This is a genomic window from Enterobacter sp. 342, assembly GCF_036663495.1.
GTDB lineage: Bacteria > Pseudomonadota > Gammaproteobacteria > Enterobacterales > Enterobacteriaceae > Enterobacter.
Map to the genome: position 1 here is coordinate 104,962 of NZ_JAWUEI010000007.1, position 18,286 is coordinate 123,247.

At 49.7% G+C, this 18,286-nt stretch carries 14 protein-coding genes and 8 pseudogenes; 8 read left to right on the plus strand and 14 right to left on the minus strand.

The window, feature by feature from the left end:
* Window positions 1-52 precede the first annotated feature (52 nt).
* The 5 genes and pseudogenes from V6E55_RS25795 to V6E55_RS08065 form a co-directional block, all read right to left on the minus strand.
* Window positions 53-257: pseudogene (locus V6E55_RS25795) on the minus strand (IS3 family transposase); the annotation flags it as partial.
* On the minus strand, window positions 254-1,378 hold the full coding sequence (locus V6E55_RS08050) for an ABC transporter permease (protein WP_021314392.1): 1,125 nt from the start codon (window positions 1,376-1,378) through the stop codon (window positions 254-256). The gene V6E55_RS08050 and the pseudogene V6E55_RS25795, both read right to left, overlap by 4 nt.
* Window positions 1,378-4,107 (minus strand): ribosome-associated ATPase/putative transporter RbbA, encoded by a 2,730-nt coding sequence (gene rbbA, locus V6E55_RS08055; protein ID WP_021314393.1) that lies wholly within the window; start codon window positions 4,105-4,107, stop codon window positions 1,378-1,380. The genes V6E55_RS08050 and rbbA overlap by 1 nt, the downstream gene beginning before the upstream one ends.
* Window positions 4,104-5,171, minus strand: coding sequence for an HlyD family secretion protein (locus V6E55_RS08060; RefSeq protein WP_028016386.1), 1,068 nt, complete (start codon window positions 5,169-5,171; stop codon window positions 4,104-4,106). Before V6E55_RS08060 ends, rbbA begins: the two co-directional genes overlap by 4 nt.
* Window positions 5,172-5,556: 385 nt before the next feature.
* Window positions 5,557-6,359 (minus strand): annotated as a pseudogene (locus tag V6E55_RS08065) (IS5 family transposase).
* A gap of 209 nt (window positions 6,360-6,568) precedes the next feature.
* On the opposite strand from V6E55_RS08065, the gene V6E55_RS08070 reads away from it, so the two are divergent.
* Window positions 6,569-6,886: a hypothetical protein gene (locus V6E55_RS08070; protein ID WP_014837258.1), complete on the plus strand. Its 318-nt coding sequence runs from the start codon at window positions 6,569-6,571 to the stop codon at window positions 6,884-6,886.
* Here V6E55_RS08070 and V6E55_RS08075 read toward each other — a convergent pair.
* Both V6E55_RS08075 and V6E55_RS08080 read right to left on the minus strand, forming a co-directional pair.
* On the minus strand, window positions 6,773-7,120 hold the full coding sequence (locus V6E55_RS08075) for a hypothetical protein (protein ID WP_122117646.1): 348 nt from the start codon (window positions 7,118-7,120) through the stop codon (window positions 6,773-6,775). The genes V6E55_RS08070 and V6E55_RS08075 overlap by 114 nt on opposite strands.
* A 13-nt stretch (window positions 7,121-7,133) precedes the next feature.
* Window positions 7,134-7,319: pseudogene (locus V6E55_RS08080) on the minus strand (fructuronate reductase); the annotation flags it as partial.
* On the opposite strand from V6E55_RS08080, the pseudogene istA reads away from it, so the two are divergent.
* A pseudogene (gene istA, locus V6E55_RS08085) lies at window positions 7,318-8,064 on the plus strand (IS21 family transposase); the annotation flags it as partial. The pseudogenes V6E55_RS08080 and istA overlap by 2 nt on opposite strands.
* Window positions 8,065-8,151: 87 nt before the next feature.
* Here the strand turns inward: istA and V6E55_RS08090 are convergent.
* Window positions 8,152-8,808 (minus strand): hypothetical protein, encoded by a 657-nt coding sequence (locus V6E55_RS08090; RefSeq protein WP_125295935.1) that lies wholly within the window; start codon window positions 8,806-8,808, stop codon window positions 8,152-8,154.
* Between the two features lie 141 nt (window positions 8,809-8,949).
* Here V6E55_RS08090 and V6E55_RS08095 point away from each other — a divergent pair.
* Window positions 8,950-9,154 (plus strand): annotated as a pseudogene (locus tag V6E55_RS08095) (IS630 family transposase); the annotation flags it as partial.
* A 33-nt stretch (window positions 9,155-9,187) separates the two neighbouring features.
* Here V6E55_RS08095 and V6E55_RS08100 read toward each other — a convergent pair.
* Together V6E55_RS08100 and V6E55_RS25800 are read right to left on the minus strand one after the other, a co-directional pair.
* Window positions 9,188-9,661, minus strand: a pseudogene (locus tag V6E55_RS08100) (IS66 family transposase); the annotation flags it as partial.
* 1 nt (window position 9,662) lies between these two features.
* Window positions 9,663-9,725, minus strand: a complete 63-nt coding sequence (locus V6E55_RS25800) for an MbeD/MobD family mobilization/exclusion protein (protein WP_071846184.1) — start codon at window positions 9,723-9,725, stop codon at window positions 9,663-9,665.
* A gap of 682 nt (window positions 9,726-10,407) precedes the next feature.
* On the opposite strand from V6E55_RS25800, the gene V6E55_RS08105 reads away from it, so the two are divergent.
* From V6E55_RS08105 to V6E55_RS25805, 5 genes and pseudogenes are all read left to right on the plus strand, one after another.
* Window positions 10,408-10,965, plus strand: coding sequence for a fimbrial protein (locus V6E55_RS08105; protein WP_089046405.1), 558 nt, complete (start codon window positions 10,408-10,410; stop codon window positions 10,963-10,965).
* A gap of 81 nt (window positions 10,966-11,046) precedes the next feature.
* A complete protein-coding gene (locus V6E55_RS08110) occupies window positions 11,047-11,775 on the plus strand; it encodes a fimbrial biogenesis chaperone (RefSeq protein WP_042933963.1) in 729 nt (242 codons plus the stop codon).
* Between the two features lie 75 nt (window positions 11,776-11,850).
* Window positions 11,851-14,412: a fimbria/pilus outer membrane usher protein gene (locus V6E55_RS08115; RefSeq protein WP_014837265.1), complete on the plus strand. Its 2,562-nt coding sequence runs from the start codon at window positions 11,851-11,853 to the stop codon at window positions 14,410-14,412.
* Window positions 14,409-15,446, plus strand: a complete 1,038-nt coding sequence (locus V6E55_RS08120) for a fimbrial protein (RefSeq protein ID WP_042933965.1) — start codon at window positions 14,409-14,411, stop codon at window positions 15,444-15,446. Before V6E55_RS08115 ends, V6E55_RS08120 begins: the two co-directional genes overlap by 4 nt.
* Window positions 15,447-15,777: 331 nt before the next feature.
* A pseudogene (locus V6E55_RS25805) lies at window positions 15,778-15,870 on the plus strand (IS5/IS1182 family transposase); the annotation flags it as partial.
* Between the two features lie 4 nt (window positions 15,871-15,874).
* Here the strand turns inward: V6E55_RS25805 and V6E55_RS08130 are convergent.
* The 4 genes and pseudogenes from V6E55_RS08130 to V6E55_RS08145 form a co-directional block, all read right to left on the minus strand.
* Window positions 15,875-16,462 carry a LuxR C-terminal-related transcriptional regulator gene (locus tag V6E55_RS08130; protein ID WP_047683733.1) on the minus strand — a complete coding sequence of 196 codons (588 nt, stop codon included), beginning with the start codon at window positions 16,460-16,462 and terminating at the stop codon, window positions 15,875-15,877.
* 222 nt (window positions 16,463-16,684) lie between these two features.
* On the minus strand, window positions 16,685-17,398 hold the full coding sequence (locus V6E55_RS08135; RefSeq protein ID WP_042933967.1) for an EAL domain-containing protein: 714 nt from the start codon (window positions 17,396-17,398) through the stop codon (window positions 16,685-16,687).
* Window positions 17,399-17,413: 15 nt separating this feature from the next.
* Window positions 17,414-17,560 carry a hypothetical protein gene (locus tag V6E55_RS08140; RefSeq protein ID WP_014837269.1) on the minus strand — a complete coding sequence of 49 codons (147 nt, stop codon included), beginning with the start codon at window positions 17,558-17,560 and terminating at the stop codon, window positions 17,414-17,416.
* Between the two features lie 439 nt (window positions 17,561-17,999).
* Window positions 18,000-18,272 (minus strand): annotated as a pseudogene (locus V6E55_RS08145) (transposase domain-containing protein); the annotation flags it as partial.
* Window positions 18,273-18,286 lie beyond the last annotated feature (14 nt).

Below are 18,286 nucleotides of genomic sequence, written 5' to 3' on the forward strand. Positions count from 1 at the left end.
ACCAACTGGCGATGCTTCGGCTGGTTGGCGATCAGACAGTTTGGCTTCCATTCAGCGACATGTTCAGGATAAAGGCCATTTTTACGGCAGTATTCAGACAGCTCATGCTTAGAAAGTGCAGCTGTTTCAAGCAGAATAGTAAAAATTTGCTCTGCCTATTGTTCCACACCGGGTTTCACTTTTCGGATGATCAAGCCCTCAAGTTCCAGTTGTTTTCGCCAGCCATGTACCGTGGCAGTTCCAACGGCATCGTTCAAGCCATCTCTCCAATCGTCTTACGAAAACGTAGCAGTGCAATCGTAAAAAATACGCCACCGATAGCCAGCAGCGTCAGAAACTGCGGCCAGACAATCGCAAAATCTGCGCCTCGATATAGAATTGCCTGCGCCAGGCTGACGAAATGAGTTGTCGGCATGGTGAGCATGATGTCCTGCACCGCCTGCGGCATACTTTCTCGTGGCGTTGATCCCCCGGATAGCATCTGAAGTGGTAGCAGCACTAGAATCATCAACAGCCCTAACTGCGGCATCGAGCGGGCCACGGTTCCCATAAATATTCCAATTGAGGTAGTAGCAAACAGGCTCAGGGCTACTCCAAGCATAAACAGCGGTATAGAGCCTTCAATCGGCACCTGCAACACTCCCTGGACCATCAATATAAGCGATAATCCAGAAACGACCAGCACCACCAAACCCATTGACCAGATCTTTGCCATCATAATTTCAAACGGCGTCACCGGCATCACCAGCAGGTGCTCCACGGTTCCATGCTCTCGTTCACGTATCAACGCCGAACCGGTAAGCACGATGGCCAGCATAGTAATATTGTTGATAATCGCCATTACGGCCCCGAAACGTTCCTGTTCCAGATTCGGGTTAAAACGCATCCTGACGGCTAGCTCGACTGGCAACGAGCTGTTATCCCGATAGCGGGCGACAAAGCTATTTACCTCACCAGTGACGATATTCTGGATATAGCTATTGCCGGTAAACGCCTGGCTCATTCGCGTCGCATCAACGTTTACCTGCAGCTCCGGCTGGCGTCCGGCTAAAACATCACGCTGGAAGTTAGGGGGAATATTGATCGCGAATGTATATCGCCCGGCATCCAGCCCTGCGTCCATTTCATCAGCGGTAATCAGCTCAGGGGGTAAAAACCAGGGGCGATAAAAACCGTTGATAATGCGCGATGAGAGCTGCGATTTATCCATATCCGCAATAGCGATAGGGGCTAAATGTAACGACCCCGGCATAACGGTAGCGGAGGAGTAAACCGAGACGGTAAAGGCGAAGACAATTAATGTCAGCATCGCCTTATCGCCAAGCAGGCTGCGTAGCTCTTTCATGCCTAAATTATAAATATTGCGTAATCCGCGCATTATCCCTCCTGTTTTTTCAGCAGCCACACGCTCAGGCCCAGCACCAGCGGAACCGCAATAAGCAGTGGTATGAAGGATGCCCACAGGTCCGTCAGATTTAGCGCTTTGGAAAACGTTCCTCGCGCAATGGTCAGAAAGTGGCTGGTTGGATAAATCTGGCCAATCCAGCGGCCCGGCCCTTCCAGAGAAGCGACGGGATCGATCATCCCCGAGAACTGCGTCGCCGGGATAAGCGTAATAATCGCGGTACCGAAAATCGCCGCAATCTGGCTTTTCATAAAGGTTGAGATCAGTAGGCCAAGCCCGGTGGCAATCGTGACATAGAGCAGTGCGGCCAGCATAAGCGTCAGGAAGCTCCCTTTATGCGGTACGCCAAAGACAAACACCGACAGTGCACATAGTAGAAAGAAGTTAAACATCCCCAGCACGATATACGGCACCTGTTTGCCCAGAAGAAATTCACTGCGGGTGGTCGGCGTCACGTACAGATTGATGATCGAGCCCAGCTCTTTCTCACGCACTACGCTGAGCGCGCTGAGCATTGCCGGGATCATCATCAACAGCAGCGGAATAACTGCTGGAACAATCGCTGGCAGACTCTTCACGTCCGGGTTATAGCGATAGCGGGTTTCAATAGAAATCAGTGAGGTATCGCGATTGGGGCTGGCCTGGCGACCGGCCATCTCCTGAAGCCAGGCCAAATGCATCGCCTGCACGTAGCCGCGCACCGTTTCCGCCCGGTTTGGCATTGCGCCATCCACCCACACGCCGATTTGCGCTGGCGTTCCCCGAGCGATGTCGCGGCCAAAATTAGGCGGAATTTCGATAGCCACCGCCAGCTCGCCGTTGCGCATCCGCCGGTCCAGTTCACTGTAGCTTTGCAGCGGCGGCTGTTCGATAAAATAGCGTGAACCGGCGATATTCTGCGACCAGCCCTGGCTGCTGACGGTTTGATCGCGGTCGAGTACCGCAAATCGCAGATCCTCGACGTCCATACTGATCCCATATCCCATAATAAACATCAGGATCACCGTGCCCAGCAATGCCAGAGTCGATCGTACCGGATCGCGACGTAGCTCCAGCGCTTCGCGACGGCTGTAGCTAAACAGGCGGCGCAAGCTAAACGCCTGACGCGGAGCAATGGTTTCGGTTTTGTGTTCAATCATGGGAATCGGCGCAGCCTCAGCAGCAGGCGGCTGTGCGGCATCTGCTGCCTCCTGTAGCCAGGCGATAAAGGCCTCTTCGAGGCTGGCCGACCCGCGCTGTTCGACCAGCGCCTGCGGCGTATCGCTGGCCAGCACTTTGCCAGCATGCATCAGTGAAATGCGATCGCAGCGCTCGGCTTCATTCATAAAGTGGGTGGAGATAAAAATCGTCACCCGATCCTGGCGGGCCAGATTGACCATCAATTGCCAGAACATGTCCCGGGCCACGGGATCGACGCCGGAGGTGGGTTCATCAAGAATTAACATTTCCGGACGGTGAATGACCGCGACCGCCAGCGATAGCCGCTGACGAATACCTAACGGCAGCGAGGCGGGCAGGGTGTCTTCAACCTCTTCCAGCATAAAGCGCTGACTCATCTCGGCGACCCGACCGGGGATCTCCGCATCCGGAATATGGAACAGACGGGCATGTAGATCGAGGTTTTGCCTAACGGTCAGTTCACTGTAGAGGGAAAAGGCCTGCGACATATAGCCAACGCGGCGGCGGGTTTCAATATCCTTCGGGTCGACCGGTTGGCCAAATAGCCAGGCCTCGCCTTCGCTGGCCGGTAACAGCCCGGTCAGCATTTTCATGGTTGTTGATTTACCACAGCCGTTGGAGCCGAGGAAACCGAAGATTTCGCCACGGGCGATACGAAAGTTCACGTGATCAACGGCGACAAAATTGCCAAAGCGCATCGTCAGGCCGCGAGCTTCAATGGCGATTTCGCTCTCCTCTGCGTTGCGCGGTGGAATGATCACCTCTTTATGCGCCAGGCGCTGGGCTTCAGGAAGCAGGGCGATAAACGCCTGTTCCAGCGTCTGGCTCTTCGTTTGCGCCCTGAGTTCGTCTGCGCTGCCGGTCGCCAGTACTTCCCCCGCATTCATGGCGACCAGCCAGTCAAAACGTTCCGCTTCTTCCATATAGGCGGTGGCGACCAGCACGCTCATCTCCGGCTGGCGCTGACGAATGCTGTCGATCAGATCCCAAAACTGTGCCCGGGAGAGAGGATCAACGCCCGTGGTCGGTTCATCAAGGATTAACAGCTGCGGATCGTGAATGAGCGCGCAGCACAGGCCGAGCTTTTGCTTCATCCCGCCGGAAAGTTTCCCCGCCGGACGGTCGCGAAACGGCGCGAGTCCGGTGCTCTGGAGCAGCTCATTGATTCTGCTCTCACGCTCGGCCTTATCATGGCCGAACAGGCGGGCAAAGAAGTCGACGTTTTCATAGACCGACAGGGTATGGTAGAGGTTCTTCCCTAGCCCCTGAGGCATCCAGGCAATTTTCGGGCACACATCCTGGCGGTGGCGAACATCGCTCATGTCGCCGCCGAGCACGACCACATTGCCGTGCTCAATGACCCGTGCGCCGGAAATTAATGACAGCAGGCTGGACTTGCCGACGCCGTCTGGCCCGATCAGGCCCACCATACAGCGGGCGGGAATGCTCAGCGTAATGTCTTTTAGCGCGGTGGTTGCGCCAAAGTGCTGACTGACGTTCTCCAGGCGGGCGATCGTGTTCATTGTGGCAACCTCACCGTCAGCGCTTCAGGCCACGCCTGCTGGTTATCCAGACGCACCCAGGCCATACCTGGCAGGCCGGTTTTCACATACTCAAGGTGCTGTTCCAGCAGCTCCGGCGGAATGCGGGCTTTGACACGGAACATCAGCTTCAGCCGTTCATCGCTGGTTTCCACCGTTTTGGGGGTAAACTGCGCCACGCTGGCGACAAAACTGATATTGGCAGGAATGGCCAGATTGGGTGCGGCATCAAGGATAATTCGCGCTTCGCTGCCCAGCGCCAGCAGGCCAGCTTGTTCAGTAGGCAGGAAGAAGGTCATGTAGACATCGGACAAGTCGACCATATTCAGCACCCGCCCGCCTGCCGCCAGCACTTCTCCCGGTTCAGCAACGCGATACTGAATACGACCATCGCGGGGCGCTTTCAGTTCGCTATCATCGATATCGGCGATAATCCGACGCTCCGTGGCCTGAGCTGCTTCAACGCGGGTTTGTGCCTGAATAATGCTGGTTCTTGACGCCTCAATAGCCGCTCTGGCGGCAGAGACCTGGGCTTTTGCTGATTCCAGCACTGCTCTGGCGCTTTCCGCCGCCGCCAGGTCGTCATCAAGCTGCTGAGCGGAGACCGCGCCGCGCTGTGAGAGTGTGCTGGAACGGCCGTAGCGTTTGGCGGCGGAGTTTAATTCAGCCTGCCGCTGCTTCACGACCGCCTCAGCGGCGCGCATTTCGCCTTGACGCTGATCGAGCAGCGCTTTCGCTGCGGCAATCGAACTTTCAGCTTCTTTAATTTGTGCGGCGGCTTCCAGCCGTTGTTCGTTGAGCACCCGGATATCCATGCGGGCTAAGACTTCACCCTGGCGGACAAACTGCCCTTCTTTGACCAGAATGGTATCGATACGTCCGGCGGTTTTGGTGGCGATATCGACCTCTGTGGCTTCAATTCTACCGTTGCTGCTGGCAAAGCCTGCCGGGAGTCCCGGTGGGCGCAGCATCCACCATGCGGCGGCGGCAATCACCACCAGTAAACCAATAACGTAGACTGCCCAACGCCGTTTGATTTTGTCCATACGCGACTCGCTTTGTTCCATTTGCTGAGTGGTGCGCGTTTCTCCTCCGCATAGCGAAGTATCGTCTCTCCAGGAAAGGAAGGTATGGGGGATAAGGCCAACCGGCGCATGACGCCTTCAGCGCTGCTAACCGGTCAGAAAGAGGTGCGATTAATGTGGTCATCATCAGCAATCCTCGCCTTAAATGAAACACGCATATTTATTGCTACTGTCAATGCAATACTAACACCCGCAACAAATATGTCCATATACAAAACATGGACTTGTCGTAGAGTTAACATAAAAAAACAGCTGAGGCACGGTGAGGCAATATTACCCATGATGCTTATTGGGTTTAATGCTCCGGGCCTTGCTCATACAATCTTCATCGTTTTTCATTAAGAGCCTATCCCAGTCGGATTTTATTCCAGACAATGACGCCGCAGGAAAAATATAGCATCGCTTCATAATTTTCGATTTTCTGTTCCCTGCGCGTCAGGACGCGGCGGTAGCAATTCATCCAGCAGTGTGTTCTCTCCACACCCCAGCGATGAGCCTTAAAATCTGTGTTTTTAATGGTTTCTGCTCCCTCTTTCCGTGACCGGATATGAGGTTCATAGCACCGGATTTTCAGATACGCCTCCAGCTATCCGGCTTCATACCCCTTATCCATGCAAAGGCGGAGTCTTCTGCCGGGTCTGCCCGCCTGAAGAGCGTCGAGGGTATCTGCAACCAGCTTTATGTCGTGGGTATTTGCACCGGCGACAGCCAGTGCAAGCGGAAGCCCGTACGCATCCGTCATCAGGCTGCTCTTCCTCCCTGTTTCCCGCGGTCCGTGGGGTTTCGGCCTGTTTTTTTTAGCCAGACAGCGGTGATTTGGTCATGCTGCCATCCATCGACAGCCACGACCAGTCAATAGCATCCAACTGCTCACAGGCAAGCAGTCCATTCTGTCAGAAGCGTTCAAATACTCCGGCATCCCGCCACTCCTGGAAGAGGCGGTGGGCTGAGCTTGACGAGCATATTCCTGTAGCATTCAAATCATTCCACTGGAAATCTTTCTGAACATAAAGAAAATGGCATTCATGCCGCACGATTATCAACGCGCTTGCGATGCGTACACAGTGGGGGCTGAATTTTGTGTTCCAAGGTGAGTCGGGCCATTTTCTCCCAGAGTTCATCGCTGATCTGCCACTTGTTGCCCGCCATACTTTGCTCTCAGCAATTTCCATCATTTATTACCTGACAATCCCTTTTGGGATGGGTTCTTAGCATCATTAACACTTTGTTAACTTGAGCTGGTTTAAGTTAATTCAAATTTGATAAAAACATAAGGGTGCATTACCTGTATGGACGCTAACCCGGTAACGTCTTTTGACGAATAATGCATGTTACCGGCTGGCAATATGAGAATATAAATGAAAATTCTGATTAACTGGCCTCCTTTGCGCCAACTAATAAATTACATACAAGAGCGTTTCACCTTTCTGGTTTTGCTCTGCTGGCCAGCGATTATCTGGTTGGTTTGTCGGGTAATTGTATGGCTGACGGATGGCATCATGACGCTACTGGGAAAGCCGTTAGAGCACTCATTCACCGTGTATCTTCAGCTCTGTATGACGCTAAGTACCCTGCTGAAAATCTCGGTCACCTGGGTGCTGCTGCTGTTTATTCTGTTCAGCATGGTAATGGGGTTTACCTGGCTGCTGCGGCGTGTTATGAACCGTAATAAGTAAAAGACCACCTTCTAAGAAGGTGGCTTCTGTAAGTTGATTTTCCCCTGTAACTCCAGACTCACCGACTCTCTTATTTAGGCCTACCGTATCGACAAAGTACCCTCGGGACCAAAAAATGGTTACCCCAAAGCTTCTTTCTTCGATTGTAGAGCCTGATTGCGCCGCATACGCATGATAAAGACGGCGGGTGATGTCATTGTGCAGTAAAAAGTCTTCGCAAAGAAACTGTTTCATAAGATCTCCGGGATTACAGTGCGGCGACGGCCTGACGGGCACCGGCATCAAGTAACCGCTGATACGCACGTTTTACCGCATCAACAAAACCCTGCTGCTTCGTCAGGTGGTCACCGAAAATGGATTCAATCGCCAGCAGCTCATCCGTGCCGCTGACATAACGCATCCAGCCTGCCACACCCAGTGCCAGATGACGATACCAGTTGCAGCACGACTGGGGCGAAATCGAAGTGGAGGTTGCAGGACAGCGATGCAAAGTTAACTTCGCGGTAAATATGCTGGGGTTCTCCCGTCGCTTCCATGTCTTCGCGGCACCAAAACAGGATGCTGAACACACCTATGAGTCGCTGGTCCGCGCCTTCCGGTACTTCGGTGGCAGTGTGAAAACCGTGCTGGTTGATAACCAGAAAGCTGCAGTAATGAAGAATAACAACGGAAAGGTGGTGTTCAACTCCGGGTTCCTGTTGCTGGCCGACCACTATGGCTTCCTGCCACGGGCCTGCCGTCCGCGCAGAGCCAGAACCAAAGGCAAAGTGGAGCGGATGGTGAAATATCTTAAGGAGAACTTCTTCGTCCGGTACAGCAGATTCGACAGCTTCACCCATGTAAACCAGCAACTGGAGCAGTGGATGGCTGATGTTGCTGATAAACGGGAGCTTCGCCAGTTCAGACAAACACCAGAGCAGCGCTTCGCGCTGGAACAGGAGCATCTGCAGCCGTTGCCGGATACGGACTTCGATACCAGCTACTTCGACATCCGCCATGTGTCCTGGGACAGCTATATCAAGGTTGGCGGCAATCGTTACAGTGTTCCCGAGACTCTGTGCGGGCAGCCGGTCTCGATACGGATCATCACTGGATGATGAGTGCTGGTGGCGCCACACCGGCTGTGTTCAGCATTATCTGGCTGGCAAACCGTCCCGGCGCACCATGCCCTTCTATGACAGCAGGTGAGTATGCTAAGTGCCTATGAGGGATTGCTGTGATGCATGAACTTGAAGTACTGCTGAGTCGTCTGAAAATGGAACAGTTTAATGAAAATGCAAGGAACCACGGCGATACTGAAAAACAGCCATCAGTACCAGAAGAGGCAAAGAAAGCTCAAGAAACTCTTCCTGAGAAGTCTGCAGTGCAATCAGCCATGCAGGGCCATGCCAGCCTAAGACTTCTTTCAGAATACCAAGGGAGCGATCAATAATATTAGTCACGATGATAAGTAAAATAAAAGTCACAACAGTGATTGCGTACCCTTCATGTGCTTTTGCCGCCGACCAGACCCTACGCCCGTGGCAGGATAAAATATGTAAACAGGCCAGAACAATCGGCAGCAAAATCACCAGTGCCATAATTTTATCCTGCCAGGGCAGTTCACCGGTCCAGAAACGGAGTTTAAGCATACTCATTCCATTAATCGATTTATGCAAATCAGATTCACGAGCCATCATTGTAAATAATACACAAATGACTGACCACCGGGTCCATTTTCTACCTGCGAATGAAGGGGATAGAGTTATAACTATCAGAGCAATAGCATAAAAATACAATGTCAGACTCTCAATGAACTCTCCTTCCTGAACAAGATGAATCAACGTCTGGACAGGCATAAAACACCACAAAATGAACGTAAAAACTGAAACCAGAACAGTAAATTTAACAGCAATAAACGGGGTGTTAATAAACGACATCATTTCTTCCTGAAAATATTTTATTATACATCTGGATCTGTAAATATTTTTATTAATTTATGCTCAATTTCAATCTGTAGGGTATATACCCGTGATCATTGAAGATGCTTGATTTTCAAGCAAGAGGGGATCATGCCGTTCACCATAAAAATCTTTATCACTGACCAGTAAAAAGCTGAACTTGAACGTCTTCATGGCTCCAGTCGTGATAAGCGCGTTTGCGATCGTATTAAAGCCATTCTTCTGACCTCCGAGGGCTGGAGTTCAGCCATGATTGCTCAGACTTTACTTGCATCAGACGACGGTTGATCGCCATATCAGCGAGTTTCTGAACAAATGGAAGCTGAAGCGTAAGCGCACCGTGAAGGACGTGGGGTAAAAATTAGTTTACAGAGAGAGTTACGTTCCAGGGCAACAGTTCTTTCACGCGGTTGGCAGGCCATGTATTGATGACGCTGACCACGTGCCGCAGCCAGGCCTCCGGCTCAATGCCGTTAAGTTTACAGCTACCGATCAGGCTGTACATCACTGCTGCACTGTCGCCACCACCATCAGAACCGAATAACATATAGTTACGCCGCCCCAGCGCAACCACCCGGAGGGCGTTTTCACACAGATTATTGTCTATCTCCACCCAGCCATTGCGACAGTATTCGTTCAGGGCATCCCATTGTTTCAGCAGGTATGTGAACGCTTTCGCCGTATCTGAGTGACGCGACAGCATGCCCATCTGCTGCTGTATCCAGTCGTACAGTGACTGCATCAACGGCATGTTTCTGGCTTTCCTGGCGGTCAGTCGCTCTTCTGCCGGACTGCCGCGGATCTCCGATTCGATAGCGTACAGAGCCCCGATACGGTTAGGGGTAGTGACCGGGTAACTGCTCTAATGCGCTCAGCAACTGTGTTTCCAGCTCTGTCATCCTGCTCTACTCCCGTACCAGCTTCACCGCGTTCCGCTTCCCGTTGCCCGCCGTCCAGCCCGCTTCGGCTTTCATTCCCTCCGGCAGCGCCGGTGGCAGAGTGGCAGACAAGTCGTTATCCGGCAGGCGAAGGGGCGAGAAGACCTTACAGGAGACAATATGAATCAGGGCAAGGCCTCTGACGTACCAGTTACGGACATGCTGAATTTTTTACGTGGTGGTGTGGGGGCATGCTTTTTGTCTTAGGGAATAAACATAACCACGATGCTACAGGGCTGAAAAAATTTGAAGATGTGAGTTCACTAGGCGTTACTTACGAAGCGTGTTGGCAGACCATTTAACGTGCAATTCGTGATAAAGTCGAAACATTTAAACATGTTGCTAAATGTAAAATATTGGAATATTATTCTTACCTTTATGTATTTTCGCAAAATACAGGACGATTAATCTTGTTTAAAAGCAGATTGTTCCTATTTTTGCTATTGCAATTCCAATCAATAGTCATTTCTTGATAGGCCCCCCCTAACAATGAGTGGTTTTCGATTGTTTTAAACGATTTAACATTCTGAATACACTTAGACTATATTCTGTCCAGCAATGGATTCATCGTGCTTCATTCCTGACAAGGAGTAGCATCGCTGAATGTACTTTATAAGCGTATTAATTCATCGAGAGTCTAAATATGAAAATCTCTAAACTGTCTGCTGTATTGGCATTGGCTGTAAGCACTGCTGCAATTTCTTCTTTCTCAGCTCAAGCTACTGACGGGACTATTACTTTCAATGGTAGAGTGACTGACCAAACTTGTACTATATCCACCCCAGGCGGTAAAGATTTCACCGTAACTCTGCCAACTGTTTCTGCCTCTACTCTGGCAGCTCAGAGCGCAACTGCTGGCCGTACTCCGTTCGCGATCAATCTGAGCGACTGCTCTAAAGGCAATGTGGCTACTTATTTCGAGCCGGGCGCTACTGTTGATTTCAATACTGGCCGTCTGAATAACCAAGCGCAGACTGACGCTGCAACTAACGTACAGATTCAGTTGCTGGGCAGCAACAACCAATTCCTGCCAATCCTTGCTGCTGGTACTAATGGCGCGCAGGAGAACTCCCAGTGGGTTACCGTTGCTAACGAAGGTGACTCTGCTGACCTGAACTACTACGCTGAATATTACGCTACCAGCGCTGCCAGCGCCGGTGATGTAACTTCTACCGTCCAGTACACCATTATTTATCAGTAAGTAATATTTCTTTAAGAAATATTCTTATCCCGGTGGGGATGTTATGTCCCCACCGTTTTCCCTTACTGTAGCGATAATATAATGAAGAACTCATTTAAAAAATACAGCCTATTGCTGAGCGCCATGTTGTTCAGCAGCAGCGTTTTTTCCAGTGTCATTATTAACGGTACTCGTATTATTTATCCGGGGAAGCAACGGGAAGTTACCGTCCAATTATCAAATAATGGTGCTTCACCGGCACTTATTCAGTCTTGGATTGATGAAGGCGACGCAAAAACCACACCAGAAAACAGCAAAGCGCCATTTATCATTTCACCGCCAATCAGCCGTGTTGAACCGACTACCGGCCAAGCGCTGCGTGTTTCATTGACCACGGCGAGTTTGCCGCAAGACAAAGAATCCTTGTTCTGGTTGAACGTACTGGAGATCCCGCCAGCACCAACCGGGGCTAACAATAGTGCACCTGAAAACTATTTACAGGTGGCATTCCGTTCCCGCGTAAAACTGTTATATCGGCCTACTGGTCTGCCGGGGGAAGCGAATGATGCACCCGAAAAACTGCAGTGGCGTTTCAGCACTGCGGGCGTCAGCGTGAAAAACCCAACGCCGTACTATGTGTCATTTACCGAGATTAATGCAGTCGTAAATCAAAAACGTGTGCCATTGGCCCCGAACGGTGACATGCTGGCACCTGGGCAGGAAAAAACATTGTCCTTCTCCGGTGACATCACGCGTATTGCTGATATTGCTTACACCACCATTAATGATTTTGGCGGACGCGTGTCCCGTACTAAGAATAAGCAAAAGTAATTCTTGGAACAGAGTTTCAGGCCCAGAACAATTTATTTCAGAGAGCGGGCTTAATTTGGTAAAGGAATGCTTTATATGAAAGAGTTACCTATCTCTGCAGCGATTAAAATGGCGTGGCCCAATTATAAATCGATTCTACTGTTAAGCGGCAGCGCGCTCTGTATGGCGGCCCCTGCAGCGTCTTGGGCGAATGGAGGGGCTGATAGCAAAAAGCCTACGGCACCGGTTGAAGCGACCTTTAACAGTAGCTTCCTGGTTGGGGAAGCGCAAGGTGTGGATCTTTCACGCTTCCGTGATGGTAACCCGATCTTAGCGGGAAAATATTCGCTCGACGTGTATGTGAACGGCGAGTGGAAAGGCAAAAAAAACATCGACTTTAAAAACGTGCCGGGAAAAAACAGCGCTGATACCTGCTTTACCCTACTGTCGTTGGATGAGTTTGGTGTAGACACCGCGACAATGAGCGGGGACCCTGCGGTTAATACCGAGACGTGCAAAACTCTGGCTCAGTGGGTGCCTGAAGCCTATTACCGTTTGGACACCAGTACACTGCGCATGGATATCAGTATCCCCCAAGCGGCGCTGCGGCGCAGCGCTCGCGGCTATGTAGATCCGCGCTTCTGGGATCGTGGCATTACCGCCGGCAGCTTGTTGTATAACTTCAATGCGTTCAATACTCACAGCTCCGCCAACGGCAGCAATTCTGATTCAACTAATGCATACTTAACTTTGAACGCCGGGCTGAACGTGGCTGGTTGGCAACTGCGTCATGACTCCAACGTGAACTGGCGTTCTAACGACAGCACTCATTGGCAAAATACCGCGACTTACGCGCAGCGGGCAATGCCGTCTATCCGCGGCATGCTGACATTGGGTGACAGTTACACCAGCGGTGATTTCTTCAACTCCATAGGTTTTCGCGGTGTTCAGATCGCCACGGATGATCGCATGCTGCCTGATTCCTTGAACGGGTATGCGCCGGTTGTGCGTGGGGTCGCGCAAAGCAATGCTCTGGTGGAAATACGCCAGAATAACCAGCTAATCTATCAAACTACCGTTGCTCCGGGCGAGTTTATCATCAACGATCTCTATCCTACGGGTTACGGCGGCGATCTGAATGTTACCATAAATGAGGCCGATGGCAGCAAACGCCAGTTCAGTGTTCCCTATGCTTCGGTAGCGCAGATGCTTCGTCCAGGCATTCAGCGTTATGCAATAACCGCGGGTCGAGTACGCGATGATAATTTAAGCAAGGAACCCGATATGTTCCAGGCGACTTATCAGCGCGGTTTTACCAACATTATTACGGGATACACAGGTGGGATCGTCAGTGATGGCTATGGCGCAGTGCTGGTGGGCAGCGCGGTTGCGACACCGATCGGCGCATTTGCGTTCGACGTAACGCAGTCTAATACCCGACTGAAGCAAGGTGATCAGACAGGACAGAGTTATAAGCTCAGCTATAGCAAACTGATGGCCGAAACTAATACCAACTTCACTATCGCCGCTTATCGCTATTCAACTTCCGGCTACCTATCTTTGCAGGATGCCGTCTACTCCCGAGACAATGAACGCAAGGGATTGAGCGTAGATGCGGTTAACCGCCAGCGTAGCGAATACCAGCTGACGCTGAACCAAGGGCTGGGGGACAATTACGGTTCCTTGTACATCACCGGTTCGGTGCGTGATTACTGGAACCGTGGTGGGAGCACCAAGCAATACCAGGTGGGCTATAACAACTATTACAGTCGTGTGACCTATGGCCTTTCCGCTATGCGTACCACGGATATGTATAACCGAGATGAGACTCGTTATTACCTGACATTGTCGGTTCCATTCAGCGTCGGTTCGCAGACCCTGAGCCTGAATAGTTCACTAGGCTATACCGACAACGGCTACGACAGCAGTCGTGTGGGCCTGAATGGTTCAACCGGCGAAGACAACAACATCAGCTATAGTGCCACGTTGGCCAACGATCGTTCCGGCGGGACTAACAGTAGTGTGAGCGGTGAATACCGTAGTCGTTTTGCCACGATGAACGGGTCCTACAGCTATGGTAAAGATTACCGTCAATCTTCGATCGGCGTATCGGGTAGCGTCGTTGCCCATAGCGGTGGTGTCACACTGACACCGCAACGCGGGCAGACCATGGTGTTGGTGGAAGCCCCGGACGCCGCCGGCGCGATTGTGACCAACTCGTCAGGCGTTCGTATCGATGATAACGGTTATGCAGTGGTTCCTTATGTTGCGCCATATCGCATGACGAGCGTAACGCTCGATCCGAGCGGCATGTCGCGCGACGTTGAATTGGAAAGCAGCAGCCAACAGGTTGCACCCTATGCCGGTGCGATTGCCCGGTTGGAATTCAAGACAACGAAAGGCCAGGCGTTGATCATTCATGCACTCGGCCCTGATGGCAACGCGTTGCCGTTTGGCGCCGAAGTGCTGGATACCCGTAATCAGGTGGTCGGCATTGTTGGGCAGGGCAGCCGTATCTACTTGCGTACCGAAGCTCAGAAAGGTTTGTTGCAAATTAAGTGGGGCACACAGCCAACGCAGCAGTGCTCTGTCAGCTACAGCGCTAAGGCGCAAATTAATAATACTGACTACGAAATTATTGAAGCGAGTTGCAAATGATAAAGTATACATGTGTTCCATCGCTGAATAAAACGGCAGCGAAATGCCTGATGCTGCTCGGACTGCTAATGGCAGGTGGTCAGAGTGCTTATGCCGCCTGTTACGTCAATAATGGCTACAAGGCGCAAGTGATCAACATGAATCTTGGGCGTGTGCTGGTTACACCAAGCAGCCAGGTTGGGGATACTTTGGTCACCGCTCAGTTCACGATTAACCCGGTCTCTAGGTATGGCAGTTGTACTAATGGCGGCAACGCGATTGGGGAGATCCTCCAGGGCAGCCCGACGAGCTTCAGCAATGTGTGGAGTACCAATATTCCAGGTATCGGGATTCGTTTATACCGAGAAGCGGGGAGTATAAGTACCTATTATCCCCATACCTTGCGGTTGAACGGCAACATTGCTGTCAACCTGAACGGTGGTTATTTCAAGATCGACATTGTTAAAACCGCCGCACAAACCGGTTCTGGGCAACTGGTCCCTGGAAAGTACACGACTTATTATATGGATGGCTCTGGACGGAACTTACCGATGCTGGAATCGATCGTCGACGCCAACAGTCTGACAATCGTTACATCGACTTGTAACGTGGACAGCGGTTCCAAGAACAAGGTGGTTAATCTGGATACCGTCACCGCAGCCTCATTTGGTGGTGTAGGTTCAACGCAGGGCGAAAAGGCATTTGATATCAATATTAATTGCGTTGGTGGCATTGGCGAGGATCTGTTGCCGGGCAATGCGGGGCAAGGGATCGTCAATGTACGTTTTGACTATACGCAGGATGCTTCCAATGCTCCTGGCGTGATCAAATCCGAACCTGGTGCCAACACCGCATCCGGCGTTGCCATCCAGCTGTTGACTGGCAATACGACCCAGCCGATCAAGAATGGTGATGCGGTCAATGCCGGACGTACCATTCCTAACCAGTCCAATACGCTAACGTTGCCGCTGAAGGCGCGTTACTATCGCACTGGCTCGACAATTAAAGGCGGCAATATAAAATCGACCGCCACCTTTACCATCGAGTACAACTAAGCCGCGTTCAGACGAAAAAGCCAATGGAGTTACCCATTGGCTTTTTTGTTACGGAATCCCATGAATAATCTAAAAAAATCAGAAAGAGATTATCTCGCCTGTCACATCGGGGCAGGAAACAGGCGCTGATGCCGCCTGCCTATTCCGCGTTAATCCTTCCACCGTGGGGTTGATACCGGATGACGGATATAAATCTATGCGGGGGATTGATAGCAGAGCATGGTCCGCAAATCTGACAGCGTTGAATTATTGGCAGTGTGGGCAGAAAATGCCAAACACTCTGATTTTAAATTACATCGTCGGGTTGCCTAAAGAACTACTTTCGCCGGATCTGACCCGATGGGAAAAGAAGGGCAAAAATGACGAAGCCTTGTTACATTTTGCATGTGGTCTCGTCGTCTGGAATAAAGTCATATTGAGATAGATTTTTATTCAAAATTTAATTCATCATCGGCTTTTAACTTGACCATAAAATTATATAAGTCATGTGTGTTTTTTAATTTAAGTTTACTTACGATTTTCAACCTATGAGAATATACTGTCTTAAAATTAACATCTAAAATTGAAGATATTTTTTTACAATCATATTCGCTGGATATTAAGTCGAAAATAATTAATTCCCTTTGTGTTAAAGTATGAATGTAAATATATCGATGATATACTCCGTCAAGTATTTTTTGATAATCTGAAAGCGGAGATTTAAGATCTATAACAATTATTTTTGAAAAGAGGATTAGTCGATAATATGGAAAGGACTGAACATTATCAACTATGAATACAGGTACAGAATCAACAGGATTCAATAAATTATTATTGATAAACTTGATCTTCTCATAGCAGGACAAGTTATCTTTTGCTAAATTAAAAAAAATTATACTGCTGGTGTGATTCTCTATTTTAAAGTTACAACTTTCAGAGAAAGGTAATACATCAATATTTTTATTGATACTGCTGATAAATAACTGGATTGCCATTCCTGAAATATTATCTTCAGTGTAGATTTTTATTTTCTTCATCCGTATATCCTACGTATGGTCTACATTTCTTAAATATTTATCCTAGTGCATATCTCACACAACCCGATCTTTTATTCCGAGATGTTCCGAACTTACTTCCCTGTTTAATTTGAGCACAAATTCACGGTTTACTACGGCCAGATTCGACCATCATAAGCTCCGTTAATAAACATGTTTACTTCTGTGATCAGGAGTGAACTATAAACGGAGTAGAGTTAACACTCATAGTGTAATTTCTGTTTTTACCCTCTGTGGTGTCGTGATAAGTTCATCAATCCTTTTCTCTGGCCACAGATATCCCTGTAAAGCGAACCATGGCATATCTTTTAACCATGAAACATAGTGCAAAGTCTCAACACCTTCAATGACCACTTTATAATTATTTACATGGAAGTAATTTAATAATGCACACATCAGGTCCTGCCCGCCGTTCTGCGCAGATAAATTCCACAGAAGGTTTTTACTAATCTTTATATTTTGAAATGAATTATTTTCTAATGCCATAAAACCTGCATACCCTGCACCGAAATCATCCATCCAGAGTGAATACTCTTTATTTAGAGTGTTAATGATTGACCCGGATTTCACCAGCGATTCAGAAAACTCATTCATTTCAAAATGCAGACAACCGATTTTTCTTACCCATTGTATTATAGCGTCATCAGTCAGTATCTGTAATGTTGATTCATCAACATTCACTGTAGCAATAATATCATTCTGATGAAACCACGACCGATGCTTTTCAACAAGCGAAATCTGCTGCAGAAGGATCTGCGAGCGTAGTGTGACAGATATCTGACGAAAAAATTCCTCCATGGGCAAGGGGGCGTCCGTTAGACGGGTCAGACACTCTACGGCAACAATATTTCCGTCACGACCGAACATGGGTTGAAAAACATAATATACATCAGCCAGCATATTGGGTGTAGTGAGCATTAATAGCCCCTTAGGTTATTTGAAGGTGACATCAACATTAGCCGATGCATTAAAAGCACCTATTCTGGTCAGAGCTGCGTAGGTGCGCCATTTCAGGCTGGCCAGAAAATGACTTTCAATGACGCTGCCGTTGACACAGCCAAGAGTGGCCGGGTTGTTCATCGGGATCCAAGCTGTTGGGGCTGAAGAAGATATCAATATCCCAAAACCTCTGTCAGAAGTGTGCAAAATAACCGTTGCATCCTAGATGAGATTAATAATGCTGAAGGTAACCATCAGTGTTTGCCCCCCACCCTTGGTCAGTTCAGCCCTGATACTGAACGGAACCTGCTTTTCCCACTACTGCATTTCGCGCCAGAATTTTACTAAAATCCACCGCGGAATCATTATTGACTAAAAACATTATATTTTGACACATAATATATAAAATTTAGCCAAAATGTATAATCGTTATAAACGATTTATTTAACACTTTTCTTTGTTTATACCTATTGATTATGGTAATCAATAATTCTCAAACAATAGGATCAGGCTATTGAATGTAACGTTCCGGTGAACGCACATTGACGACAGTGACCGGTTCTGCATTCCACAGTTCCAGTCAGTCGATCAGGAGATTTTTCGCGAAGGGTAACAGTTCGTGCAGCCTCTCCTGCGGTAATGAAGGCAGGCGCTCCAGCACCGATTTCAGCCAGCCATACGGCTCCACGCCGTTCAGCCGCGCTGTTTCCAGCAGGCTCATGATGGCAGCAGCACGATGCCCCGCCTGCAACGATCCGGCGAACAGCCACGTATTCCGCCCCATCACCACCTGCCGGATCGCCCGTTCGCACCGGTTATTATCCAGCGGCAGCGCGCCGTCATCCACGAACCTTCTGAACTATGAGG